21 protein-coding genes and 1 pseudogene are annotated in these 26,995 nt (G+C 46.4%); 1 reads left to right on the top strand and 21 read right to left on the bottom strand.

The genetic code is table 11. The annotated features are described in order from the left end of the window. Positions 1-71: 71 nt before the first annotated feature. The 4 genes and pseudogenes from JI735_RS21240 to JI735_RS21225 form a co-directional block, all read right to left on the bottom strand. Complete coding sequence (locus tag JI735_RS21240) at positions 72-1,316, bottom strand: stalk domain-containing protein (protein WP_039835813.1); 1,245 nt, start codon at positions 1,314-1,316, stop codon at positions 72-74. A gap of 204 nt (positions 1,317-1,520) precedes the next feature. Beyond that, a pseudogene (locus JI735_RS21235) lies at positions 1,521-2,698 on the bottom strand (MalY/PatB family protein). Between the two features lie 98 nt (positions 2,699-2,796). Further along, the gene (locus JI735_RS21230; protein ID WP_039835811.1) at positions 2,797-3,459 is read right to left on the bottom strand and encodes a deoxynucleoside kinase; all 663 of its coding nucleotides are present in this window, start codon (positions 3,457-3,459) and stop codon (positions 2,797-2,799) included. Continuing rightward, a complete protein-coding gene (locus tag JI735_RS21225) occupies positions 3,456-4,079 on the bottom strand; it encodes a deoxynucleoside kinase (RefSeq protein ID WP_020433601.1) in 624 nt (207 codons plus the stop codon). Before JI735_RS21225 ends, JI735_RS21230 begins: the two co-directional genes overlap by 4 nt. Positions 4,080-4,292: 213 nt before the next feature. Here JI735_RS21225 and JI735_RS21220 point away from each other — a divergent pair, with 213 nt between their 5' ends. After that, entirely contained in the window at positions 4,293-5,792 is a 1,500-nt protein-coding gene (locus JI735_RS21220; RefSeq protein ID WP_039835810.1) for a stalk domain-containing protein, read from the top strand. Positions 5,793-5,883: 91 nt separating this feature from the next. On the opposite strand, the gene JI735_RS21215 is transcribed toward JI735_RS21220, so the two are convergent. The 17 genes from JI735_RS21215 to JI735_RS21135 all read right to left on the bottom strand — a co-directional run bounded on the left by JI735_RS21215 (position 5,884) and on the right by JI735_RS21135 (position 26,928). Further along, entirely contained in the window at positions 5,884-7,455 is a 1,572-nt protein-coding gene (locus JI735_RS21215) for a hypothetical protein (protein WP_039835809.1), read from the bottom strand. Positions 7,456-7,468: 13 nt separating this feature from the next. Then, complete coding sequence (locus JI735_RS21210) at positions 7,469-8,461, bottom strand: phenylalanine--tRNA ligase subunit beta-related protein (RefSeq protein ID WP_202676399.1); 993 nt, start codon at positions 8,459-8,461, stop codon at positions 7,469-7,471. Then, a complete protein-coding gene (locus JI735_RS21205; RefSeq protein WP_202676398.1) occupies positions 8,422-9,594 on the bottom strand; it encodes a phenylalanine--tRNA ligase beta subunit-related protein in 1,173 nt (390 codons plus the stop codon). Before JI735_RS21205 ends, JI735_RS21210 begins: the two co-directional genes overlap by 40 nt. 47 nt (positions 9,595-9,641) lie before the next feature. Beyond that, positions 9,642-10,673 (bottom strand): phenylalanine--tRNA ligase subunit alpha, encoded by a 1,032-nt coding sequence (gene pheS, locus JI735_RS21200; RefSeq protein ID WP_039835808.1) that lies wholly within the window; start codon positions 10,671-10,673, stop codon positions 9,642-9,644. A gap of 41 nt (positions 10,674-10,714) precedes the next feature. Continuing rightward, positions 10,715-12,457 (bottom strand): ABC transporter ATP-binding protein, encoded by a 1,743-nt coding sequence (locus JI735_RS21195; RefSeq protein WP_039835807.1) that lies wholly within the window; start codon positions 12,455-12,457, stop codon positions 10,715-10,717. Further along, the gene (locus JI735_RS21190; RefSeq protein WP_202676397.1) at positions 12,454-14,223 is read right to left on the bottom strand and encodes an ABC transporter ATP-binding protein; all 1,770 of its coding nucleotides are present in this window, start codon (positions 14,221-14,223) and stop codon (positions 12,454-12,456) included. Before JI735_RS21190 ends, JI735_RS21195 begins: the two co-directional genes overlap by 4 nt. After that, positions 14,204-15,910, bottom strand: coding sequence for a B12-binding domain-containing radical SAM protein (locus tag JI735_RS21185; RefSeq protein ID WP_039835796.1), 1,707 nt, complete (start codon positions 15,908-15,910; stop codon positions 14,204-14,206). Before JI735_RS21185 ends, JI735_RS21190 begins: the two co-directional genes overlap by 20 nt. After that, the gene (locus JI735_RS21180) at positions 15,907-17,616 is read right to left on the bottom strand and encodes a B12-binding domain-containing radical SAM protein (protein WP_039835795.1); all 1,710 of its coding nucleotides are present in this window, start codon (positions 17,614-17,616) and stop codon (positions 15,907-15,909) included. Before JI735_RS21180 ends, JI735_RS21185 begins: the two co-directional genes overlap by 4 nt. 54 nt (positions 17,617-17,670) lie before the next feature. Beyond that, complete coding sequence (locus JI735_RS21175) at positions 17,671-18,555, bottom strand: SAM-dependent methyltransferase (protein WP_039835794.1); 885 nt, start codon at positions 18,553-18,555, stop codon at positions 17,671-17,673. 23 nt (positions 18,556-18,578) lie between these two features. Beyond that, positions 18,579-19,580 (bottom strand): zinc-dependent alcohol dehydrogenase, encoded by a 1,002-nt coding sequence (locus tag JI735_RS21170; RefSeq protein WP_051051848.1) that lies wholly within the window; start codon positions 19,578-19,580, stop codon positions 18,579-18,581. A gap of 20 nt (positions 19,581-19,600) precedes the next feature. Beyond that, complete coding sequence (locus tag JI735_RS21165) at positions 19,601-19,810, bottom strand: acyl carrier protein (protein ID WP_039835793.1); 210 nt, start codon at positions 19,808-19,810, stop codon at positions 19,601-19,603. Positions 19,811-19,817: 7 nt separating this feature from the next. Further along, positions 19,818-21,362, bottom strand: coding sequence for a class I adenylate-forming enzyme family protein (locus JI735_RS21160; RefSeq protein ID WP_167330813.1), 1,545 nt, complete (start codon positions 21,360-21,362; stop codon positions 19,818-19,820). Positions 21,363-21,377: 15 nt separating this feature from the next. Next, on the bottom strand, positions 21,378-22,514 hold the full coding sequence (locus JI735_RS21155; protein ID WP_157771396.1) for a phenylacetate--CoA ligase family protein: 1,137 nt from the start codon (positions 22,512-22,514) through the stop codon (positions 21,378-21,380). Positions 22,515-22,587: 73 nt separating this feature from the next. Further along, a complete protein-coding gene (locus tag JI735_RS21150; protein ID WP_202676396.1) occupies positions 22,588-23,454 on the bottom strand; it encodes a hypothetical protein in 867 nt (288 codons plus the stop codon). 428 nt (positions 23,455-23,882) lie between these two features. Continuing rightward, positions 23,883-24,932 carry a pyridoxal phosphate-dependent aminotransferase gene (locus tag JI735_RS21145; protein WP_202676395.1) on the bottom strand — a complete coding sequence of 350 codons (1,050 nt, stop codon included), beginning with the start codon at positions 24,930-24,932 and terminating at the stop codon, positions 23,883-23,885. Positions 24,933-24,953: 21 nt separating this feature from the next. Then, complete coding sequence (locus JI735_RS21140) at positions 24,954-25,736, bottom strand: glycosyltransferase family 2 protein (protein ID WP_051051844.1); 783 nt, start codon at positions 25,734-25,736, stop codon at positions 24,954-24,956. Continuing rightward, a complete protein-coding gene (locus JI735_RS21135) occupies positions 25,726-26,928 on the bottom strand; it encodes a pyridoxal phosphate-dependent decarboxylase family protein (protein ID WP_233476508.1) in 1,203 nt (400 codons plus the stop codon). The genes JI735_RS21140 and JI735_RS21135 overlap by 11 nt, the downstream gene beginning before the upstream one ends. Between the last annotated feature and the right edge of the window lie 67 nt (positions 26,929-26,995).

Here is a 26,995-nt window from a genome sequence, read left to right as displayed (position 1 = left end):
CCGGTAACGGCAGCCTTTGGGCCCGCTTAAAGCTATATTTATAAGGACCCGCTTACTTAACCCGGCAAGTTCTACCATTCTACCGATTCGCCCATTTCACTCCACACCGGTTGTCCGATCAGACCGAGGCGCCAGATGGCGATGCCCTTGAGACCATAACGTTTAGCCAGGCCGATCTTGGCATTGACCGAGGTTTCATTCTCGCTGTATACCGAAATGCCCAGGATCAGCTTGTCCTTGCTGACCTGCTGGAGGGCCAGACGGATGGATTCATCCACCTTGTTCATCGGCTCCGGTCCGGTTTCACCCTCATAAGCGTAAGCCATAATCACCAGGTCGTCGGCAATCGTGGCCAGCGTCTTATAATCATAACCTTTATAGGAGCTGTTGAGCGGATGCAGAATGACTGTAAGCTTGAGGTTCGCGGCCTTGGCTTTGGCGGACAGATTCTTGACAAAAGTGTTGTACTGGCTCTGCACAACCGCCTTATCCCCGGTCATGCCAAGCCCCTCCAGGTCAAGGGCAATCCCCCGGAATCCTTTCTGTGTTGCCGTATCTACGATACCGGCAATCGTCTGCTGCTGAAGCTGCAGATTCTCCACATTCTTGGTCAGCTCCAATTCCTTGTCCCCTGAGTATACCATCAGATAAGGAGCGGTCCCCCCGGCTGCGGCATTCTGGACGATTGATTCCGGTGTGACATCACCGGCGGCCTGCGGCCATCTGAACTCTGTCCCCGAGGTCGTGTATTGGCCGCTGCGGTCAATCCGGCTCCAGCCAAAGGCAACAGCGTCAAAATCCGGGATCAGGGAAACCTCACTATATGCACCCTGCGCGTAGAACCCAAGGGTATATAAATCTTTCTTCGGTGAGGTGATGGACACCGTCTTTGTGGCCTGATTCCAGGATACGCCTGCACCGAACTGCTGCCCAAAAAAACTGAGCGGAATCATCGTGGTGCCGCGGATGTTTTGCGGAGCCACGGCCAGCTTCACGGCCGAGCTGTTCACCGATGCACTTTTGCTGCCCAGGGTCAGTATTACTTTTTGGGTGCCTGAAGCCTCTTTATGGGTTGCTGTAATTTGCTTAGCCGCCTGATTCCATTCCACCTTAACACCCAGTGCCTCGGAGATCGCCCGGAAAGGCACCATCGTAGTCCCGCTCATCACCGCCGGTTCTACCGGAAAAGGAAGCGGATATCCATCGAGTACGATACTGACACCGCCTGCAGCAGCCTTAACACCTTCTGCCGGAAGTGACGTAAAACCTGCTGCTGTAACTGCTGCGCACAATACTATTTTGGCCAACCATTTCATTGCCGGATTCCCCATTCTAAGTAGGATATGAATTCGAATCTCTCAACCGCTTGCGCTCCTACCATTCTACCAAACCAGGTATTTTTAGCAAATTAATAGATTGTAACTATTGCCTTTCTGATTGATTACAAAAAGCCGCCGCTCCCCGTGAACATACCCGGTTCAACGGAGAAGCGGCGGCCTATGAAAAGAACGTTAGCCTTCTTATTTTACATAAGGTGCAGCAGCCCGGGTGAAACGCTCCAGCGCTTCGGTCAGAATCGAACGCGGACAAGCGAGATTAATCCGCAGATGGCCCTGGCCTTCCGTACCAAAAATGGAGCCTTCGTTAAACGCCACTTTGGCCTCGCGGTACATCAGCTTTTTCAGGCCCTCGGGATCTAGTCCGAGTTCGCGGCAATTCACCCACAGCAGGTAAGTAGCCTCCGGCCTCATTGGCTTCACTTGCGGCAGATGCTCTGCAAGGTAGCTTATGGCATACTCCGCATTGCTGCTGATATGCTGAATGAGCTGGTCCAGCCATTCCCCGCCTTCATTGTATGCCGCTTCCACCGCCTCCGGTGCAAAAAAGCGGACATGTGCAGGCTAAGCGCCTTCAGCTTGTATTCAAATTTCCGTCTCAATTCAGGATTGGAGGTGACGATATACGAGGTCTGCAGGCCGGGCAGATTAAATGTCTTCGTTGCGGCGAGTGTGGTCAGCGTAATATCCGACAGCTCCTTCGATAAAGAAGCGAATGGAATATGCTTATGGCCCGGCAACGCCAGATCGCAATGAATTTCATCTGAAATGACCGTCACGCCGTACCGCAGGCACAGTTCTCCAAGGCGCAGCAGCTCCGCCCGTTCCCACACTCTGCCCCCCGGGTTATGCGGACTGCACAGCAGCAGCAGCCTGGCGCCGCCTCTCATCAGCTCCTCGAGCTGTTCATAATCCATGACATAATGGCCGTCTTCGAGTTTCAGCGGATTGATGGCCACCTTCCGGTCATTCATCCGGATCACATCATAAAAAGGATAATACACCGGCGACTGCAGAATCACCTGATCGCCCGGGTTGCTGAACAGCTCTACCGACAGGCTAAGCGAGGTAACGATGCCGGGGGAATCTGTAATCCATTCCTTTTGAATCTCCCAGTCATGGCGTCTGCGGTACCAGCCGGCAATCGCTGATTTGTAGGAATCACTTGTCACGCTATAGCCGTATATCCCCTCCTGCACGCGGCGCAGAATCGCTTCCTTCACGGCAGGCGGGCTTTCAAAGTCCATATCGGCTACCCAGAGCGGAAGAATATCCTTGTCTCCGAACAGCTTCTCGGACTGGTCCCATTTGTATGAGCGGGTATTGCGGCGGTCAATGATCCGGTTAAAATCATACTTCAACTAGAATCCCCATCCTTTCTGCTTGTTCATTTATTGTACCATGGGGAGAACCTTCCGGCACCTGCTTCAGACTCATAGAACTTCAGATTGCTGTAACCTCAGCTTCCCTGAGTTCCAACCGGTGTCCGCCCAATGGCCGCGCCTACCTGCTTGAGAATCTCCGTCATCGAAGCCGGATCATTCACATCATAATCGTCGATGTTCAGGCGCAGCACCGGGCAGGCGTTGAATTCACTAATCCACTGCGAATAACGGCCGTGCATGTGTTCCCAGTAGGAGACATCGGTCTGGATTTCCATTTCGCGTCCGCGTTCATTGATGCGGGTCAGGATCGAAGGCAGGCTGCCTTCGATATAGATCAGCACATCGGGGTGCGGGAAATACGGCGTCATCACCATGGCTTCATACAGGCTGGTATAGGTGTCATAGTCGGTTTTCGACATGGTGCCCTGATCGGCATGCATTTTGGCAAAAATACCGGTGTCCTCATAGATCGAACGGTCCTGCACAAACCCGCCGCCCAGCTCAAACATCTTTTTCTGCTCCTTGAAGCGTTCGGCCAGAAAATAAATCTGCAGATGAAAACTCCACCGCTCAAAATCATGATAAAACTTCTCCAGGTACGGGTTATGATCCACCTGCTCCAGCGAAGTCTGGAAGTTCAGCTGTTCCGCCAGGGCGGCAGTCAGCGTCGATTTACCGACACCCACCGTACCGGCTACGGTGATAATGGCATTATCCGGAATGTTGTATGCGTTCATTTCATTAACTCCTTTAGCTGTGAGGCGACTCTGGTGAAGTCTTCCTTGTTCTCTACAAAATCAACCTGATTCCCATCGATGGTGACGATGACCGTGGACGGTTCGGTAAGAGCAAGTGAAGCCATAGCTGCATCATAATCCTCGATTAACTGCTGCAAATAGGCGGGGGCGATGTCCTCCTCGAATTGGCGTCCGCGCTTCGCGATACGTGCCAGCAGGGTGTCCAGATCTGCACGAATGTAGAGAATAATATCCGGCTTCGGCAGATCATCGGTCAGCACGTGATAGATCTCCCGGTATTTTTCCCGCTTCGTTCCCTTCAGTGTACGCTCGCCAAAGATCAGATTCTTATAAATATGATAATCCGATATCACCGGTTTACCTTTATTTATGTACTGGTTCACGGTATCTTCAAGCTGCTTGTAGCGGTTGCACAGAAAAAACATCTCAAGCTGAAAGCTCCAGTCGTCCATATTCTGATAGAACTTGTCCAGGAACGGATTCTCCTCAACAATTTCTTTAATGACCGGCAGCTGCAATTCTCCGGCCAGCATGGTTGCCAATGTGGTTTTACCGGCCCCGATCGGGCCTTCCACGGCAATAAAAGGTGCATGTTTCATTAACGCTGATTTCCTCCTCAAATATGGACATTGCCGGTGAAGCTCACTAAAATTTAATCTAAAAACAGACTAAACTATTGTATCACAGGAGAGCTGTGTATGAGTGTTTTAATTGTGGAGGAACCTTTCGGGGTTTAGAAGCGTCTACATGTAATATAATGGGTAATCCGTTATTGCAGATTATAACAATCATCGAAATGAGAGGGAACACTTATGAAAAAATGGACACTCTTCTGCATTACTCTTCTGGGGGTAAGCCTCGTTTCCAGCACAGCTGCCTCCGCTGCTACGGACATAACATCCGCCTCCAGCATTAAGTCCTTCGGAGCGGACTGGCTGACCAAAACGGACGGCAGCTTCTGGATCTGGGATTACAACCAATCCGTCCCAACACAGATTCCCGGGCTGACCGGGGCCACCGATTCTTATCCGGGAGGACTGGTGGTAATGGGGGATCAGACAATTAAGCAATGGAGTAACGATTATTATACTCCGGTGATAACGGTCAAGTCGGTCAGCGGAATAAACTCCATCCAGGATGTCCTCGCCTGGAATGGCACCCTTGTAGCGGATGCCGCCGGGGCGGTGTATACGAAAGTCAGAGCAGACGATTCACAGTCTCAAAGTGAAGTAACCTACACCCCGGTGGCAGGTATAGACAATGTGGCGGACATTGAAATATATACGGAGGAATATTCGGATTCAATGAGGTACCGGCATTTGTTTCTGAAAAAAGACGGAACTGTCTGGAGAGACAACGGAGAGCTGCAGGAGTTCGAGCCTATTCAGAACCTGCATGATATTGTGCAAATAGCGGAGAACTATGCCTTGCAAAAAGACGGGACCGTCTGGACTTGGCCTGCAGCCTTTGCAGAAAAAAATCCTCCGGCAAGCGCTTCGGCTGCCTCCAAATTTACCGCGTTAACCAATATCCAAACCCTTAAACACGAGCAGAGGTCCACGCTCGCCATCGACAAGCAGTCCCGCCTGTGGTTCTGGGGCGGTACGGTAACCGGTTATTCGGACGGCTGGACGTATGCGGATCACCCCGATCCCGTTCTTATAACCAGCATCCGGAACGTCAAGGATGCTTTTGTTGTCGAGCATTCGCTAATCGTCCAGACGCTTGACAACAAGGTCTATTCCACATCCGTTGCCCGGGATGCCATGCCGGCAAATCCAAACTTTGTGCTGCTCGCCTCGGATATTAGTAAGATCAAGAACGGCGGAAGGCATATGATTATGCAGAAGAAAGATGGCAGCCTATGGGGCTGGGGCGTGAACAAAAATTCGGAGCTTGGATATGGGGATTATGAATTCATGCATGATACTCCTGTCCCTGTGCAGAAACCGGTCGCCGTATCCCTGAATGGGGAGAATGTGACCCTTACCGCCGGAGTGATTACCCGGAACGGCCAAAATTTCGTCCCGCTCCGCTCGCTGTTCGACAAGCTTGGGGCCGAAATCGGCTTTGATGGCACAAGCAAGCTGGCGACCGTCACGCGCACCAACCCCAGCCTTCCGGCACTTAAAATCAGTGTCAACGCCAAGAGCGGCCAGACCACATTAAATGGTCAAGCTGTGACGCTCGCGAACAAGCCTTTTACCGTAAATGGAGTCCTGTACCTGCCGCTGCGCTTCATCAGCGAGAAGCTGGGGGCAACGGTGGAATGGTTGCCGAAGGAAGAGCGGATTGCAATTACGCTGAAATAGCGGAAATAAAAGATCCACAAGTTAACATGCTCCTCTTATGTAGCGGTATATAATACCGCTTTATAAGGGGAGCATTTTTGCGTACAACTGTTCAAATGCTTGATTGCGTAACAAATCCGTAATGATTAAATTCGATGGTCAATGGCTCAGGCCGATTCCATGTTTTGCACCCTAGTCCAACTTGGACAATTTGTCCAATTTCAGAAGCCTTGAATGCCACACTTTTACGCGACTGGGCGGAATGCAGTTCAAACAGGTAACCATTCTTCTCCATTCGAATGCTTAATGTAAGAGGCTGGGCATAGAGCTCGGAAATAAACAACTCCTGAAATTCACCTGTTTTCCCAAGGACTACCGATTCATTGTTCATGATTCCCCAAAAGTATAAATCCCCGGGGGCTGTTCTGAAGATTAGTCCTGCGTGAAAAAAAACCTCGCTGCTCAAAGATGAGCATTCGATATCCGCCGAGAACCAAAAATCTTTAGCCAGCTTCTCTGTTTGCTGATGCACTGCCTTTGGAGATTCATCTGTGATCCAGCAGTTATACAGCTTATCTCCTTTAAAATTAAAGATTACCTTTTCGTTGGCTTGCGAAATAATTTGATCAGCATTGTTTTCGAACGCCAGCAGCGTCTCCTTTTGCTCATCATACCTTTGCAATTCCTCCCGCAAATCTGAAATGATCCGCATCAGCGATTCTCTCAGTACACCGTCCGCTTGGATAAATGATTCGGCTTTGTCCTCAATATCAAAATGTTTTCCCCGCGTTTGGCTGACGACATAATTATTGATGAGTAAATATCCCTGGGCTAACATTACAGCTTTGTGTTCATTGAGCTCTTTAACGGTTGCTTCAGCAACGCAGCTTTCGAGCATAACCCGTATAATTTCCGAGTATAGAACATCCTTGTTCTTAATAATTTCGAATAACGGCAAACTGAGCGAATTGATCGAAGGGGCCTCCCCACCGATACCGTTCTTCATCATTTCAAGCTCTTTATATGGCTGTGTTGCCAGCTGCGTAGACATAAAATCAATATAGTCCAATAAAAGTTCAATTCGCCCCGGTGGCGGATTATCTGATTTGATGATGGAGAAGACACAAGGATGACCGTACGTTTCGATGAAAGAAGCATTCAGCAGGTCCATAATTTCAAAGGGGATTACAAACTCCTCGTAGTTATGTTCGTCGTTTTTCTTCTGACATCCGTCAATTACCATGAACAACTTCTTATGAACGTCGTATCCTTTGATAAGAAAATTATGCATCCAATCTGAGGTTTTATAATGATTGGAATAATATAATTCCTTTAAATTCCCAAAAACAAAAACAGGATTTCTCCGGTCGATTTCCGCTTTCACCGCAGAAACCAAATCCTCTATCCCGTTTAAAAAATGCAACTGTAACCCGCAGGCAGCCAGCGCCTGACCCATGTAAAATTGAAATGACTCCCCTTCGGCCTTTAGATGATGGTTGTAGGCTCTAAAGAGCTTCAGGCCGATATAGAAGAGAGCTCCGTACTGCGGCCGGATTCCTTCTACTGCGAGACCTATGGGATTCTCCAGACAATTGACATAATCCAGCGTATAGGAGCTATATAGGGGACGAATATGACCGAGAACATTTCTTTCCTGCTTATCGGCACCATTTCTTGTTAACATCGCATTCCGCCCTTTATTGTCTTAATTCGGCAGCGAATTGTTCTTTTAATGTATTAACCACTCGTTCATATACCGGATAGATATCATCATCCGTAAGCGTCCGGTCCGGATGACGGAACACAAGCGAGAAGGCAATGCTCTTCTGGCCTGTCTGGGCCAGACTGCCGCTGGAATAGACATCAAAAATAGACACCTCTTCCAACCATTCTCCTGCGGATGATTTGATGCCGGCAATCATTGCAGCGGCGAAAACATGGGCATGCACCACTACCGCGATATCCCTTTGGACCGAAGGATACTTCGGTGCCGATTGAGCGGATATTCCAAAATCGGTTAGTCGATAGATAGGCTTGAGAGAAAGCTCCAGCACAAAGGTTTCCTTAAGGTCATATTGTTTCTGGACATCCGGATGCAACTGTGCCGCATAACCAACGTAAATTGGATTACCGTCGTTATCCTTTAAGTAAATGCTTGCTGTCCGCCCGGGATGAAGACCTTGGATTTTGGCCCCTTCAAAGGAATAGTTTTCAATCCCCAGATAGTTCAGCATCTTCTCGACAGTTCCCTTTATGTCATAGTAAGATACTGGTTGGGCTGGGCAATTCCAGTGGGAGTGATTCCGTTTCCCCGTGAGCAGCATCCCCAGGCAGGGGAACTCCTGCGGCAGCTGCGTTAAAACGGGCTCATTACTGCAATAGATATTACCAATTTCGAATATAGAAACGTTCTCTGTACCATATTTCAAGTTGAACGACGCTGTCTCCAGAAGGTGAGGCAATAGACTCATCCGCAGCATGGAGCGGTCTTCTGTCATGGGATTGTTCAAGAAGACGGCTTGTGGATACAGCGGGTTTACAGGGATCATATTGAAATGCTTAGGGTGAGTCAAAGAATATGTGATCGTCTCGTTAAACCCGTTTTGAATTAAAATATGTCTGATGCTGCGCCGGATCCGCTGTTCATTCGTTAATTTTCCTGGTGTTGTAACGCCCTGTACCAGAGACACAGGAATATGCTCATAGCCGTACAATCTGGCGATTTCCTCGATGATATCGACCTCCTGGCTAATATCCCCCGTCGTTTAGGAACGGAGATGAGATAGACAGAATTCTCCGGAATCTCAAATGGAAAATGGAGATATTTCAGAATTGCTTCAATTTGTTCTCCGGATATTTCAGTACCCAGATAGCGATTGATCTTTTCTTGGCTCACTTTGATGGTCTTGTGTTCAATAGGTGCATACTGCCAATGTGAGACACCGGACAGTTTAGCCCCAGGTGAAGCAGCGACGATCAGCTCCGAGACCCGCAACAGCGCAGGGAGAATCATCTCCAAATTAATTTCTTTTTCAAAGCGAACAGTCTTTTCATTGCGCAACCCAAGCTTCCTGGAGGTCTTACGAGTGACACTTCCTGAGAAGTGGGCGGATTCTATCAATATTCTATGGGTACCCGGTGATATTTCATAGTCGGCAGCATTGGCAATACCGGCAATGGAAGCAGGCTTCCGTCCATCTGAAATAAGCAGGGCCGTGGAATCGACTGTCCTTTTCAGACCATCTGCAGTCATGATGTTTTCTTCATCGGCAAACCGGATCTGTATCTGGGCACCGGAAAATTGATCCGCATCATATATATTAATAGGTTGACCGCATTCAAGCATAATATAATTGGCAAAATCACACACATTATTGACCGGTGCAACTCCCAAAGCGGACAAGCGGTGCTGAATCCATAGCGGTGAAGGCCCTATCTGAACATTCTCTATTAATGCAAGTGCATAACACTTACATTCCTGCTCTGCCTCGTTATTAACCGAGAATGAATTCAGAGGTGAATAATTATAGGAGGACACGTTGTAACGGTTCAGACTGTTGCTATCCATATATCTTCCCAGCACTGCCCCCATTTCATATGCCGTGCCGATGATACTGAGGCAATCTGAACGGTTGGGTGTAAGATCCAGGTCGAGAATGTTATCCTTCGTCTCTTGAAGCGATGACTCCTGTCCGTAAAGTTCATCAGTTGACAGCACACTGTCTACTTCAATTCCATGGGCGGTTAATTGTTCTGCCAGTTCTTCGCCTGTATATCCTTTCAAATCTATATATTCGGATAACCAAGTAGTGGATACTTTCATCTTTATTCCCCTTTAACTATAATGATATGCCGGAAATAAACGACGGGTTATATATGATTAAATTGTGTCAATAACCGTAAATCATTGGTGTAGAAGTTGCGGATATCATTCACACCATATTTAAGCATCGCTATCCGCTCCACACCGACCCCAAATGCAAACCCGCTGTATTGGGTTGAATCGTATCCTGACATTTCCAATACATTCGGATGAACCATACCTGAGCCAAGCACTTCGATCCACCCGCTGTTTTTGCAAATTCTGCACCCTGCCTGACCGCAGAACATACAGGATATATCCACTTCCGCACTGGGCTCCGTGAACGGAAAATAGCTGGGCCGCAACCGGATTTGCGTTTGAGTCCCAAACATCTTCTGCACAAATTGAAGCAGGGTTCCCTTCAGGTCGCTCATTCTGATATGGCGGTCAATCACCAACCCCTCAATCTGTGTGAACAGATGGGAATGGGTGACATCATCGTCGCGGCGGTATACTTTCCCCGGGCAAATAATTTTGACCGGAACTTGACCTTTCATTCGCTCCATAGTTCTTATCTGCACCGGGGAAGTATGGGATCGCAGCAAAATCTCTTCCGTAATATAGAATGTATCCTGCATATCCCGAGCCGGATGATCCTTGGGAAGATTCAGAGCTTCAAAGTTATAGTAATCCCTTTCTACTTCGGGGCCTTCCTCGACGGAATAGCCCATGCCAATAAAAATATCCTCTAGCTCCTGAGTAACCTTGCTGAGCGGATGAACCGAGCCTATAGGAGCCGGATTTCCCGGCAGCGTAACGTCAATGGTTTCCTTAGACAATTGTTCTTTTAGTATTCCCTGCTCAATTTCTTTCGATTTCCCGTTCAGCTGATCTTTTATAGATTCTCTTACCGAATTAACCATCATGCCGATTATGGGTCTGTCTTCCGAACTGAGGGTGTTCATGTTTTTGGAAATCTCGGTAATGAGTCCTTTCTTGCCGAAATATTTCACCCGCAACTCATTCAGTTCGGCAAGACTCTTCGCCTGTAGTATAGCTTTCTTTGCCTCAAGAGACAGCTCGTCTAGCTTGGTTTTCATTATTATTCCCCTCCATAATAGCGCAAATAATTAGATTTCATTCAAACTTCGGCGGAGTTAAATAACTCCTGATAAAGAAGATTTCGCTGTGTTAGTTCTTCAAGACTTCCCGAGGCTGCTATCCGCCCCTTCTCCAGTATGACAATCCGATCTACAAAGGACAGGGAAGCAGGGGAATGCGTCACAAAAATACACGTTGTTTCTGTTGGCAAGCTTTCCAGTAAGCGTTGAATTTTCATCGCATTCCGGCGATCCAAAGAAGATGTAGCTTCATCCAAAATAAGCAACGGGGCATTCTTTAACATTGCCCTTGCAATGGCAATCCGCTGTTTTTGTCCGCCGGATAGTGTAGCTCCCCCCTCTTTTACGGGAGTGCTGTACCCCTGCTCAAGCTGGGAAATAAACTCATCCGCATTGGCTGCCTCAGCAGCGCGTTTGATATGGTCATCATCAAAGGAAATTGCTCCGAAGGATATATTCTCGCTAATTGTTCCCGTAAACAGGTAATTATGCTGCGGAACATAGGAATAAAAGTCCTTTACTTCAGAAGTTCCGTCAACCTGCTTATCAAAAATCGTTATTAGTCCGCTGTCATGCCGGTAAAGACCGGTTATCAATTTCAGCAGGGAGCTCTTCCCTGAACCGCTTGCCCCCACGATGGCTACCTTCTCACCTCGGCGGATTTCAAGATCAAAAGACTCAAACAGCGGCTCTTCGACGCTTTTGTCCGGCTTAAACGATACATTGCGCAATAGGACGGCAATGTCTTCTGCGGGAGGCAATAATGGATTTGTGACTTCTATCTTCTCCGATTGCGAATTTTGTCCGAAGGCGGCAAGATCCAGTGCCCGATATGCAGATCCGTAGCTGTTATTCAGTGTTCTCCAGCGATCTGCGATAATTACAAACGGCCACAAAACCTGACTCATCAGCAACGTGAAGGTAAGCACAAGGCCAACCGTCATTTCTCCGTTTATTGCGGAAAGACAGATCAGAAATACACCTATGATCCAGACTGATTCCCTCATAATATTCAGCAGTTGCTGCATAAACACATTGGTGAGTATGCTTTTCCTGTATAACAGATAAGTATCCCTTCTATACTTTGCATATTTCTCCCCGAAATAGCTTTGCAGCCCGTAAGCCTTCACGACAGAAATTCCTTGCGCCATTTCTTTAATTAAATTCTTGATATCAGACTCCTTGTTATATATTTCTGAAGATATTTTCCGGAGCTTGGGATTAAATATACTGCTGCAAAAAAAGATAAGGACGCCCGTAATGGCCACTGTAACGGCCAGCGGAAAATTGATAAAGCACAAATAGGTCAAAGCAACAGCAAACTGCAGTGCGTTCTCAAAAATCCCGAAGAGCCCGTCTTTCAAATGTCTGCTGCAGTCTTGGACATCATAGGAGGCGCGGGATATCAAATCCCCGGAATGCCGTCCCTTGAGCTCTTCATAAGGCAACTTGTTTAGCATGGAGAAGGTGTCAAACTGAAAATTTCTTGTCAGCAAAGAAAAAGAATATTCTCTGAAGAAATAGCCCACAAAGGTAAGAATCATCGCAAGCAAGAAGCAGATGGAAAACACAATCAGATAGAAGGATAATCGCTTGAAATCCCCTTGATTCAGAACATCCAAAAAGGACTGCTGAACCTTGGCTATGCCGATATTAAAAGCGACATCAACCATCAATAAAATCAGGCCAAACAGAAGCAGATTTTTGCCGTTCTTCACATAAGTGAATACTCTCAAGAAGATGGAGGCTCCTTTATGCTTCATGCGATATCATGCTCCTCTGCATATCCGTTTAGCAAGTTGTAGTATTTGCCCTTCCGGGCAATCAACTGCTCATAAGTTCCCTGTTCCACAATCTGTCCATGGTCCAGATACAAGTATTGGTCCACCTGCTCCAACCGCAACGGCTTATGGCTGACAATAATTAGCGTCTTATCCTTAATCATGTTCTTAAATTCCCGAAAGATAGCCGCCTCATTCTCTCCATCCAGCGCAGAGGTAGGTTCATCCATTACAAAAATGGAGGCCTGCTTCAGCAGTGCCCGGGCAATGGAGATCCGCTGGCACTCTCCGCCGGAGAGTGTCAGCCCGCCTTCACCGATCAAGGTACCATAGCCTTCAGGCGTACTCATGATCATATCGTGCATGTTTACTTTTTGGGCTGCATCCATAACCTCTGTCAAGGTAGCATCAAGCTTACCCAAAGCAATGTTCTCAAAGAAGGTCCCGGAGAACACATACATTTCCTGGCTGATATACGAAATATCACTTCGCCATTGCAAAACACCACGCTCTGCCTGCAGTGCGGAACCAATCCTGATCTCTCCTGACGCTGGTTGCAGAAACCCGAGGAGTAACTGAAGTATTGTACTTTTTCCGCTTCCGCTTGGGCCAACGATTGCCGTAACAGTGCCTGCTTTCACCGTAAAAGAAATGGCGTCGAGCGCAACTCTACCGGGCGAATAAGCAAAGCTTACATTGGAGAACTGTACCATCGCCGGTTCACTGCTGCTCCGGGACATTTCATTACCATTATGTATACCGCGTTCTTCCTCCATTTCAAGAATCTCCAATGCACGGGACAATTGGCTTAACGAATTCTGAACTCTGGGCCACATCACCATAGCATTGGATATCGGATTAAGCATTCTCCAGAATACGAGAATAAAGGCTACAACGCTGCTGACACCAATGATCTCCTGCTTGACGAGAACACCGCCGTAGCCAATGATGAAGATCATGCCGCCGATACGGATAAAAAAGTTCACCTGATTCGTTAGCGACTCGAACCAGATCCCCTTTTTGGTCCACTTCATGAATTCCGCATATTTGCTGTGGAAGATTGAATCGGTCCGCTCCCCCAGAGAGGTGGTACGGACCACCTCGGCGCCGTCAATACACTCCTGCGTGAATGCATTCAGCGCCGATTCGGCATCGAGCTTACGCCCGTAAATGACATTTAATTTTCGGGACAAGTATTTTAGAGCGAAGGGAAGAAGCAGCGCGACAACAAGGCAGCTTACGGTAAACAGGATATTAATAGCGCTCAAATACACCAGATTTAGAACAATGACTGCAAATACCCGGAACCCGTCCATCAGATTATTGTTCAGTGCAATTTGGCCGTTGCGTGCATTGTCGCTTACCCTCTTCACCAGATCTCCGGAGTGGTAATTTCTATGGGAGGCAATATTCATATGAAGTAATTTTTGAACCATTAAAGATTCCAGATGCACCGAAGATCTGTAATTTACAAATTCCGTGAGCAGGGAAGCACAGGACCCTAGAATTACAGTTCCGGCTATAACCCCTCCAGCCAGCAATAAAGACTCCCGCAGAGCCCCCATATTACTGTCGGTGGCGGCCGAAATCATGCGTCTGAACGCTTCAGTTCCCGCCACATCAATGCCAGCGGCCAAAATAATACAAATGATTAAAAATACATACTGTGGCCACAATTTTCTGTTGATTTGCAACAGGGAGGTGAGTACTCTCCAGGAAGACCCCGGCTTATTTTCGCTCTGCTTCAAGAACCTTTCCCCCTCCTACCCGGAGTGTTTCTGCCGTTAAATTGATTAGGTCCAGCCTTTTTTTCTCTGTAAGGCGTTGTACTTCAACGGAGTCTTTCTCGCTGCAGCTGATTACAATGTGGCCGTCCTCAATTCGGGACCATTGTCCGGATTGAAGGACCGGTACATCCGACAGATACGTATAGTTCATCTCATCATCATCCGTTATTACATAGGAGACCTCAAAGTTCTGTTCTCTTAGGAGATGGACCAGAGTATAAGAAATTTCATTCACGTGATACACAATCAATTTCCGGCCCGGCTGGAGCTGAGCAAAAATATTTTCGATCAGATCTCGATATTTTCGGTAGATCCGTCCAACAAATATCTTTTTGATCTGCACATCGTATTCCAGCATAATTTCATAAAGCCGGTGCTGAGACATCTCATCATTCAAATAAAAGCTGTCGTACTGACTTCTCAGTTTGACCCATTCCTGAAAGGGCCTGTTATAGAACTTCTCGGTATGCGTATATCCATAATAAAGCATACGGCTCCACTCAACAGGCTCCTGAATGATCCCCCTTGTCTTGCCCTCCTCCCACAACTCCGTACCGGGCATCGGAGACAAGATGTTCGCAGCCACTTCATTCAGCTTTCCTTCACGCATATTCCTGACAACAAAATCATAGGTCATCCGCAGATCTTCTTCAGTCTCCCCAGGAGAACCGACAATGATTGAGGCACTGATGGGAATGCCGTTCCGGTAAAGTAAATCAAGCGCATGCTGTATCTGAGGCACGGTTAAAGTGCCTTTCTTGAGGTAATTCAGAATACGGGGGCTCGCAGACTCCATACCGAAATAAATGAAATTGGCATTCAGCGCCTTAAGCAGCTGGCACATTTCATCATCCACCTGATCTGCGCGGATAGAGATGTTGATCAGCAACTTCCCCAGAATATTGCGTTCTTCCATCAGACTGATAATGTTACGCAGTCGTTTTCGGTCAGCGGTAAACAAATCATCCACGAAAGTGATTTCCTGAGTGTCCGGGAAGTCTCTTAAGATGGCGCAAATCTCGTCAACTACATATTCTGCGCCGAATCTTCTAAACCGGCTCCAGAAATTGGTGGAAGAGCAGAATACACATTTAAAAGGGCACCCCCGTGAGGAAAACAGGTTTTGTTTCTTTTGCCACCACGGCTTCATTAAAGAGGTTCGGTCGGGAAAAGGGATTGTTTCCATTTTCTTGATCGGCTCACGCAAGGGATTGATCTGCACGTTTCCTTTATTGCGGTATACAATTCCCTTGACATCACTTAAGTACTCGGGCTGCAAGGAACCGTTCCTGGCTCTAATATCCAGAATCTCTCTGAAGGTTTCTTCGCCTTCAAATCTTACGCCAACAGCAATTTCCTCCGGAAGCGTTTCCGGCATTAAGGAAATATGATATCCCCCCAGAACAATGTCCCGCACCCGTTTCCGTATCTCCTGTAACTGCTCCTTTAAAAGTTCAAAATCTTGTGACATGCAGGATATAGCCACAACATCCACATCATCCGTCAACTCGTGAAGCCGCTCGATTATCGTAACATTGTGATGTTGTTCACAATATTGTTCGGCATAAGATTTAAGATAACGAATTCCAAGAGGCATATACGTAGACTTGTCATTCTCATTGGTATAATGCCAGAGCGCTACATTCATTTGGACAAGCCCCTTTCCATTGGCTCATCCTGTTCCTCCTGGCGAAAATAGATAATATACCTGTTGTGTGAGCGGGAAAGCTCACTAACAAGCGGAGCATACTCCTGTTTGTAAAGAGAGAAGATTTGATTTTGATCGATCAGTTCGCCGTTGTAATGCGATTTGAAGATGTACGGATTATCCGGGTCAGAATCGATGATATTGAATTTTTCCGGTGCACTGTACATATCGCAGTTACGTTCCAAGCGGTACAAACCGGCGAAAACCCCCTTTAAATTGGGTGAATTTTCCTTAAGTTTATCAATATCATACCATATCTCTTCTTCCCTTTGTGAAGGAAATCCACAAATCATCCATATTATATTCTTAATGCCAAATTTATTAAACATGCTTAAATTCTTGGATATATTTTTCTCGGAAATGCCTTTACGAATCATTTTTATAAGCCGCAAATTAAACGTTTCAACGCCAAACAAAACCAGCCGGCAACCTAAAGCTCTGGCCCTCTGTACAAGATCATCCGTATATTCCCCGCTGATCCGAGAGTAATACATCCAATCCAACGAGTTCAATTCACGTGCTTCCATCTCCGCTACAATTTCCTTCAGTTTCTCCGGTTTAATTGCTTCATCGACAAATTGTATATGTTGGTTGTTATATTTTTTCTTCAAAGCAGCTAAATTTTCTACAACCGTCTCAGCAGTTTTGCTTCTAAAATTATACCGGTAATTGGCATCATGGTCGCAAAATGTACAGTGGCCCCAAAAACAACCGCGTGAGCTCTGATAGGGAAGCATAATTTCAGGCATCAAGTATAATTCAAAATCCAAATCATTGAAGTCAGGTTCCGGCAGCTGTTGAAAATTTTCAAATTTAGCCGCATTATGAACAACCTGTCCCGAAGGGTCCATAAAGCAAAGATTAGGAATGTCCGCTAATTCGCCTTGCCCCTTGGAGGTGTACTGAATAATTAACTCCAAGGCGGTTTCTCCTTCTCCGTTTACTATATAATCACATAAATCGAAGATCTTTCTCTGTTTGTCAGGGCGCACCGTCTTCACAAGCACAGGGATGTAGCTGCCGCCAAATATAATCTTTACCTCTGGGTGTATCCTTTTAATCATTCTGGCGTAAATGCAGGAAACAATGAACTGATCGAAGCTGGTACTGGAAAATCCAATCAGCCGAAGCCCTTGCTGAATCAACGTCATGCACTCGTTGCCCATCAAGGTGTCCGTCAACAGCCCGCTGCTAACCTCCTCCATAATACTGTCCAGCTCAAACTCCGCCAATTTATCCCAATAGTTCTTTTTGTACAGCTGATTAAAATAAATATAATGAAAGATGCCATCCAAAAAATTAATTTCATCCAATGTAAATTGATAGAAATTTTTCTTGAGAAATTGTCCGCTTAATTGTCCCGGCTGTATAAAAGCACTCTTTCTGGTAAACTCTTTTGCATCGTTTGCTTTGAACACATTTTTATATGCAGTGTCCAGACCGTCATATACATCATCATTTTGCAGTTCTTTAAGAATGGCGAACCCCTGCTTATCGATCATCCGGTTGAAATGAACAATATTTAAATCAAGCTGCCGTACAGCGAATCCTTTGGAACGCAGAAATCCGCTCAAACTCGGCAAAGCCAGAAAGGGAGAGTAAAAATCCCAATACGGAGGAGATATTAAGAGTAAATCCAAGTCCATTATGAAACCTCCTTACTTTTCGACTTATGCGGTTATCCCTGCGACATTCGTCGTTTATTTCCTCCAAGCGGTCAAATAATACTCGTACATCCTGCATTGATGCTTCGCTATTTGATCTTTAAGGAACGTATTCAGATAATCGATATCGCACCGTTCTTTGTTCTTCCAATAATACGAACTCACGGTTTTGACAATCCGGTTCTTAGAATTCAGCTGCGCATAGGTTTTAGCCATATGGGCGTGCCGGTGCGGGAAGACATGATCCGAAACATTTATTGTCTTTTCTTCGCGGAAGCCTACGTCATTAAGCAATTCTTTATAATCCCTTTCCGTCAGAAAGTCCTCCGGCGTCTCTTTGAAGTACTCTCCGATCTTCAGCATAAACTCCTGATCCTCACCCCGAAATTCATGGAACGGCCTTGCCAACGTGGTGTAAGCCAAAACCAGTCTGCCGCCAGGTTTGATTCCATTGTATAAATGCTGTAGAAATTTCTCCTTGTTACGGATATGGGTCAAGATTTCAATGCCGTATATCTTATCAAAGAGTTGTCCCCTGAGGCCTTCCTCTTCCAGGTTGACTTCGTTCAAATGGGCTCGCTGCACAACGCGATGTTCTTCCAGCAGGCTTCGGCACGCTTCAAGCTGCAGCGGATCAATATTGAAACCGGTCACGGATTTGACGGAAAATGTACTTAAAAGCCTGGTCATAGCTCCGCCGATACCGCAGCCCACATCTGCGATATCTTCATTTACTTCCGGTTTAAGCAATTCGAAAATATGGTCAACCATCTGGATTTGCTTCTGTCTGGAGCTTGTCTTTTCAAGGGAGTACCGTTCATATCCAAGATTCATAAATCCTTTGGTGCTCCCGGCTTTAACAATGTTGCTTTGACGGCTGTCACTATAAGTTGCGATCATATTGCCTTTATGCTGATCCATTCCGATCCCCCTGTCATTAAGGCTTAGAAAAATTCTCCGTTGAGCCTTTTCTCGCGCGCCCACTCATTCTCCATCAATACATGAATCGCACCGGCACTGCATTCTGCACGTAAATCGAGAGCTTGTTGTAATTGATCCATAGGAAAAATATGCGTCCGAAGGCGCGGTGTCGGCAGAATCCCGTCCGCTACCAACTCCATCGCGTCACGCCACAGTTTGCGGTGCTCGAATACACCTGAAATATTCATACTTTCTTTAACCACAGAAAGTCCCTTTCTGTGCAGTTTAAAGTAGTCAAATCCGTCGCAGGGGCCAATTCCGCCAAAGTTAACGATCTTCCCTCTTATTCTGGTCCAGTCGATAGCTTTCTCCACATCATTGCCGTCCCGCGTGGCAATAATGGCAATATCAACGCCTTCAGGTACAATTTCTTTGATCCGCTCCGTCATATTTTCGGTAGAAGTATTAATGAAATAAGTTGCACCGAATTCTTTGGCAATCCGCAGCTTTTCTTCATATAGATCGGCAACGATCAGTTTTTTACAACCGAAGAACCGGACCAGACGGGTCATGATCAGTCCGGTCAAACCTTGTCCATAGATCAGAACATCGCTCGATTCCGTAATTCCCGTTTTCATGGCAGTCATCGCTATACTCGGCAAAACTTCAACTATACTGCTGTCAACCAAAGAAAGGTCAGGGTGCAGCTTTAACACATTCATCGGCTCAGTGACTACATATTCGGAGAAACAGCCCCAGACACCTATACAGGTAACACGGTCACCAACCCTTAACCCAGTGACCATGCTTCCTATCTTGTCTATAACTCCCGAAGGCTCATGACCAAGCAGTACTGGGCCTTCCGTATACATTTCCGGCGATCGTTTACCAAGATAGATGGAAATATCCGAGGCGCATACACCGGTATAAGCTATTTTGATGCGGACTTCATACGGGGACGGCTCCGGAATTTCAGCATCCACCGGTATCATATTTTTGGGTCCTTCTAAAATGTACGAAATCATGTTTATTACCTCCGGGGTTTTTATAATGTGGTTTGTTCTGTGATCCGTTGCTCTACCAAATGAACTAAATCTTCCAATTTCAAAAAGTGTTCCATCGACATATCCTGGTCTTCAAATTCAAAATCCAGCGTTGTCTCTAAGTTCACTATCAGCTGGATTAACTGAATGGAATCGAATCCTAGACTGTTCATCAGATCCGTATCAGGAGCCGCTGAATCAGGTAAATCCATTTCGGGTTTAATCTCCTTGATTAACTTCCAAACTTCTTGCTGGACGGATCTCATCGCCATTGCCCCCACTTCCCTTTCGGTTGATTTTACCGGTTAAGCCCCGCTCCAGCTTATCCACAAAATAAAAGGCCGCCGGCACTTTGCGATGATCCAGTCTTAGCCGGCAATGACGGACTAAATCTGCAGTGGACAATATTCGTCCAGAGCAAGCTTCTATATAGGCGGCTATTCTGCTGCCTCCCAAGTGATCGCTTTCTTCCTTAACCAAAGCCAGATGAACATCATCGTGCTCCAATAAGACCTCTTCGATCTCGGTTGGATATATATTAAGCCCGGCCTTGATAATCATGTCATCTTTACGCCCGCAAAGAAACAAATAACCGTCGTTGTCCAACCAGCCAATATCCCCGGTGAGCAGCCAGCCTGCGCGGAATGGCGCTGCGGTTGTTTCGGACAAGTAACCTTTCATCAATGTTGGACCCGCTATAGCAACCTCACCGATTTCGCCGGCTTCGGCGGATGTTCCATCCGGCCTCTGAATATCCACTTGCACTCCTGCGATAGGCTTGCCAGACGAGCCAGTGAGAAGACCCAGCTCTCTTGTCTTGATATATGTGACCCGCGAGGCCGCTTCCGATATTCCATAACCATAAATAATCTCTGCCTGGGGAATTTCAGATATCAATGCCTGGATCAGAGATTGACCGGCCGGAGCGCCGTAAAAGTGAATAATCCGTAATTTCGTCTCCCTGAACCGGGGCAATAGCCCCGCTTTCCTTATCAGTTCAAGCAATGTAGGAACCGTAAAAAAAACAGTGACTCCATAATTCCTGATTCCTCTGATCAGCCGGGAAAGAACCAGCACTTCAGGTTCAATTACAATAGAAGCTCCAACCGATAACGCGGCAAACAATTCGGAATTCATACCGGATGAGTGAGCCAAAGGTTTGGTCAAGAGAACTTTGTCGGCTGACTGTAATTCCAGATAAGTGTGTACACTGGTGGCGCAATGCTTAACATTGTCCTCTGTGAGCAGCACACCCTTGGGAGTGCCTGTTGAGCCTGAGGTGAACAATATTTCACATACATCCTCATCCATCAATCTTGGCGCCAAGCTGCCGGCCGGAGAAGCTATCTCCTCCATGACCAGTTGCCCGCTTCCTTCGCAGAAGTCGATACAAAGTACCGCATGCCCTTTGTTTCTGAGAAGCGTAAGCACTTCTTTATCGATGCAACTCCGGTCAAATATAACGGCGAAGGGCTGCGTTTCGTGAATGATGAACTCGAATGAACGCGCCGGCGTGTTGTGATAGAGGGGAACAACAACTCCATCGCAAGCAAGTGTTCCAAGAATTGCACTAAGCATTGCCGGGGAGTTCCGCATCATCATAACTACATTCATATACCGGGTAATTCCCAGCTCATGCAGTCGTTGTGACACCCGTGTTGAATTGTCGCAGAGCCAAGTATAATCGCCCCTCCAGCTACCCCACTGGAGCAAGCTGTCTTTGAACGAATTCAGGTCCGGAAACAGCCTGTTCATTCTACTCATTGGCATTCCCCATCTCTAACATCTGCAAATGAATACATTCGGCTTCTCTCGCTGCTTCCGTACAATTTCACTCTCGCTTAAAATATTGTGCTGAAAGGCAACGTCTCGCTCCATACACAGACAGGCTGCGGAAGCAAATAATTCCATGAACACTTCTACCTCATCAAAATAATTCGTATAGACATTGAAATGGTCCAAATTGGATTGAATGACTTGTATATATTCCAGCCCGGGAATCTGCCGCTCTCTAAGCACTCTTCTAACCATCTGATGGAAAAACACATTTCCGTACAATTTTTCTTTGCAGCCTTTGATCAAATTGATCTCCCTGCCTTCAAGGACCGTAAATGTGGGGTTCGGATTGCCGCAACCGCAAGTTTCTTCATTAAAGTATCCGTAATCACCCGACAGATAGCGTGTAAAGGGTAGCAACCGGTTCGAAAGCGCAGTCAGCAGTAGCCGTCCCGTAACATGGGGCTTGGTGATAGGATTGTTGTCATCATCAACCAGTTCAACATGCACATTCTCATTAATATGTAAATTGCCGCAGGCACAGCTCAATCCGATTGTCCATGTTTCGATTGTTCCATACTGATTGACGACCTGAACGTTGAAATATTCCTCAATTATCTTTTTCGTCTCCGGCCGAAGATACTCTCCGTTGCACTCAATCACTTTTAATTTGGGGAGATCAAGCTGGATATTATTTTTTTGCAAGGAAGCAACGTGATGCTGAATGGTACTGGGTGGAGTATGCAGCCAGCGGGCGTTTGCATCCTTGACTTTGCCGTAAATTTTCAATAAATTCTCAGGATCATAATTGTAAATATCCAATTTGTCAGCATCTTTGCCGATATGATTGAATTGAAAAAGATTTCCGGGGCTAACCTTCCGGTCCAGCCGCCGTCTCTGCTTCCAGATCCCTAAGGAGAGTACGGCCCGTTCCGGCTTGGTCTTAGCACACCGAAACGGAACACCGCTGGTTCCAGTAGTTTCTTCAACGATAATATCTTCAGAAAAGTACAGCTCATTGTCTGTACGGTCTTTTTGTATGGCGGGATTCCGCACAAACTCAACCAGGCGATCTTTTACTTCGGCAAATTCATTACTGAAGAATTCGCCGTATTGTTTGCGGATCATGTCCTTTGTCATTATTGGAAGTTCCGCAATGGAAGTAGCTTGGTGGTTTCTCTCCATATAAAAGGGCACATGCATTTTTAAATAGTTAAGATGAGACAACAGCCGTTCCATTGTTGCTCCCCCCTTTAAGAAAGCTGTCGGCTACTTGTTTGCAATAGCCGCACTCAGTACAGTTGAACTTGCACTTGGAGCGGCGGTTCCAATAATCTTGGGGATATTTCCTGTCCACATCAATCTCGGCCATGAACTCCGGATTATACCTGAAGCGTGTACCGCCTTGACCAATGGTATAGATAATATCTCCCAGGCTGACTTCCTCTCCATTCAAGTAGAACTCCATAATTTTTGCGATTTGATCTGTGGGAAGCCATCTGGAAGATATTTTGAAGATATCCATCTGGCCAAACCAATGATGGATATCGTTCGGCAGAATACCTTGCCCTGTAAAATAGCGCCACCAGTTATGCTTTTGATAAGAAGCGCACAGAAACCGTTCGACGTGCAAATATGAGTTGTGGGCCTTCATTTGGCTGTGCAGATCCGAATCCAGGCAATCCCTGGTGCAGAACTCATTGAGGATTATCTTATATTTGATACCGGGGAATTCCCTCTTTAATTTTTGAAACAGCGGCAGCTGGTAAACCGAATTCCTGCCCAGATTGATGCAATAAATCGAATCTTCCCCGTATTTATCTACCAGAAATGCGACTTTTTCGAACGTGTCAATGTTCAATCTGACAGATAAATGGAGTTTGATATGAGGAAGTTCTTTCATAATAATCTCGGCCAGCAGCAAGTTTGAGACGGAAAGCATCTCAATTCCTACGTCTAATTTTTGCGGAATATCCAGCAATTTCTTGATTTTATCCGGCTTTAAATGATCTCCCATACAGAAGAAGTTGTATAGCATGTTTAAGCCAATGTGGGGATACGCAGCTTTAATCTCAGTCAATTGTTCTCTGTAAGCTTCCAGTTCCAGTTCCTTGTAATGCTCCTTACCGTTGCCTAGCTTTAAAGCAAGCGGGGTGAGAAGAATATTTCGGTGATATACTCGTGGTACTTAGCTGCTATTTCAGGAATAAACTTCTCATCCTGATTCCAACCCAGGCTAATTCTGTTGTAAAGCTCATGTGTATATACAGCCATCATCTTTTGATCCTTTCTAGTGGTTTCTGAGAAAATTGCATATTTTTTGCGAGACTGCTTCAATTTCGGATTCTTTCCCCAATGAAATCCGCCAGAACGGCTTATGGGTCTGCCCGCTGCTGCAATACATATATTTGGGACTATGATTCTGCACGAAATTAAGGTTTGGAAAAAATTTGCTTCCAGAGGTAACTCTGACCCCGGTCATCTTCTCTAACGAATACGTCCATTCATCTAACGCTTTATCTGAAGTGATGGACATCCCCCCAGATCAATGCACCGGTACAAATGATTATCGGAGGGAAACAGCCTGGCGGCTGAGCTGTTCAAAGATTCAAAGCTGCTCGCAAAGAGATGATGCCGCATCCTTAAAGAGGATTGAATCGCTTCGATCAGTTCTTGATGATTCTTCAGCAAATAACCGATAAACAAATACTTCAGTGCACTGGGCAGCAGCGAATGGGCGCTCTTAACAGCTCTCAGTGCACTGCAAATTTGTTGATTGCTACTGAAGGCCATCCCTAGCCTGAGCCCCGGCAGACCAAAAATTTTGGAAAAACTGTCGCAGTAAATGGTCCGTTCAGGATCAAATTGGCTTAATGCCTGTTGAATATCGCCTTTGTCCGTAAATCCCGCGTAGACCATATCCACAATAATTGCGCAATCGTGCAACCGCGCCGCATGGTTGATTCTTTCCGCATGATCAGCGGTAAGGATGTAGCCAAGCGGATTTTGCGGAATATTAACCAGAATGGCCCCTATCGTTTCATCAATGCAATCTACGACCCCTTGGGCAAATTCATCCCCAGAAAAAGCCTGGAACAGTTTCACGCCGCACTTCTGATTAAGGATAGATGCAGCATAAGGATACGAGGGAATGGCTGCAAGAACAAATTGCTTGTTGCGGTAGCCGGAGCCAAGCGGCGATACCGTGCAAGAGATGACATTGGATATGGCATCCTGCGCACCGTCAAAAAATGTGATATGCCTTTCGTCAAGTTCAGACAAACCGGTTAACGCTCCTGCATGCTTGGCGGTTATTAATACCGTTTCAAGAGTTCCTTCAGCCCCCCCATATCTGGTCAGTTTGTTCTGCAAATCATGCTCTGTAAGAAACCGCTTATACAGACCATATTGATTTTCGGAATAATGGACATTTGCAATTTCACCCAGGCTCATATCATGGACAGGCGTACGCTTGTCCGCAACCAGATAATCGTTATAAAAATGCTCGATGTTCAACGACTCGAGACTGTTCTCGATTACAGTGTCAAGAATTGACAAGGCGTGTCTCCTTCCCTATGGCTAAATATGCTCGAACCATTGCGGCTGACGAGTGCGGTTGGAACCGGGATAATAATAATTGACAAGCATTTTGTTTAAATGATATATGCTTTGGCGTGAATAACGGTAATAGATGCGTTCAAACAAATCCTGATCATTATGTCTTCGATACAAATAGCGGTTGCCTTGGTAGGCTTGAATCTCCTTACGCCTCGGGTGGAAAGTATTCCAGTAGCCGCCGATCTCCCGGAATACAGAAGCCCTATGCATCATTTCATTGGTATCGATATAGACGGCAGCACCGAATTCGCTTTCGATCAGCTCCTCACAGCTGAAGCATGCACAATCATTCCCGCAATAGACTAGTTTTCGCTGATCCGATGCCATAACACGCTGGAGTACTTGAGGCGGATAGAAATTAAGACTGTTGCAATGGACCAGCTGTATCTCCGGGTTCATCTCCAGCACCTTCGACATATCCCCGATAAACGACGGCCACCATTCATTATCCGAATCCAGATAGGCAACATATTCACCTTGGGCGAGTTTCAGACCATCGTTACGCGGCTCCCATTCCTGCGGGGCAAGCCTGCTGTTCATTTCATTCCGCACAGTACGTATACGTTTATCCAGCTTTTCATATTTGCTGATTATTTCAGGCGTGCCGTCAGTCGAGCAATCATCGACAATGATCAGTTCAAATTTTGCATAGTCTTGGTTCAGTACACTTTCAATGGCGCAGCTGAGAACTTCCTCACGGTTATAGACGGGCATAATCACGCTAACTTTTGGCTTATTCCACATTAAGTTCACGCAGGATTTCATCTCCAAGATCAATAATGGTTTTTAAGCAGCCCAGGATATTCTCTTCCGTAGAGTTTGGATTTCCAAACATCAAGCGAAGCGGATAGAATTGCACGCTCTTGTTGCTACTGATTACGGACTCATCATCAATACTGGGAAAAGTGTGAACCATATACGTTCCATGTTCAGTCATGCGTTTATGAATCTTTTGGTTAACCTGGTTAAAAAGCACATGATCATGCCTGTATCCCGGCGTTTTATACATAAGCATGACGGAGTTATGCTGTGGTTCAGGATTAAGTACTACCAACTGTTCGAATTGTCCGGTCATGTCAACGGTTCTTAATGCAAGCTCATGCCTCCGGTCAATCTCCAGCCCAACATTCTCCAGCCCCCAATGCCTCAGCATGAAATACAGTTTCAGGGATATAAATCCCTTGCTTCCGATCCCGGGAGTAAATTTCCCCAAAGAATCATCTTCATTGCTGATAATTGTGGACCCCTTCGGCAATAAATATAAATCCTTTGGATTTCTTAAAAAGAAAGCACTTAAATTATAAGGCAACAAAAACACTTTATGCGGATCAAGCGCTATGCTGTCGCATTGCTCAATTCCGTTCAACAACGTTCTCCTCAGTTTGGGACTAAACAAACATTGCCCGCCCTGGCAAGCATCCACATGCAGCCATATGTCATGCTTACGGGCAAGTTCGGCAATCTCCGCCAATTGGTCAAACCCCATGGCCCGGCTTTCACCGGCGATGGCATAGATGGCCATGATATCTGTCCCGTCCGCCTCCGCTTCCACAATCTTGCATTCCAAATCAGAGATATTCATGCGGAAATGCTCCGTTTCCACATGAATGGTCGCTTCCCGGTCAAGCCCATTTTCCACCAGTTGGATATCGGACAGATCCTTATTGCCCAGCCCGAGGATGTCCAGGCTTCTGCGCAACGAATAATGGGCAAAAGGCACCGCCGCTATTACCTTTGTTCTTCTGGGATTAAATATTTTTCCTTGTGCCCTCAACTTCTCCTTAAGTTTCTCTCGTGCAGCCAGCAAGCAGGACATGTTGGAACCATAACCTCCAAAAGTAAAGGCACCGCCAGTATTGACGGCAAGCAGTTTCGGATTGGGCAGCACTTGGTAACCAATAATCTCCCGCAGCAAAGTAAGAAGTTTAATCTCCAACAATGTCGCTGCAGGTGAATATTCATAATTGACGGTATTCTGCTGTAAAAAAACCTTGCCGATTTCC

It is taken from the genome of Paenibacillus sonchi, from assembly GCF_016772475.1.
GTDB classification, from domain to species: domain Bacteria; phylum Bacillota; class Bacilli; order Paenibacillales; family Paenibacillaceae; genus Paenibacillus_AQ; species Paenibacillus_AQ sonchi.
This window is presented reverse-complemented; position numbering and strand designations above follow the sequence as displayed.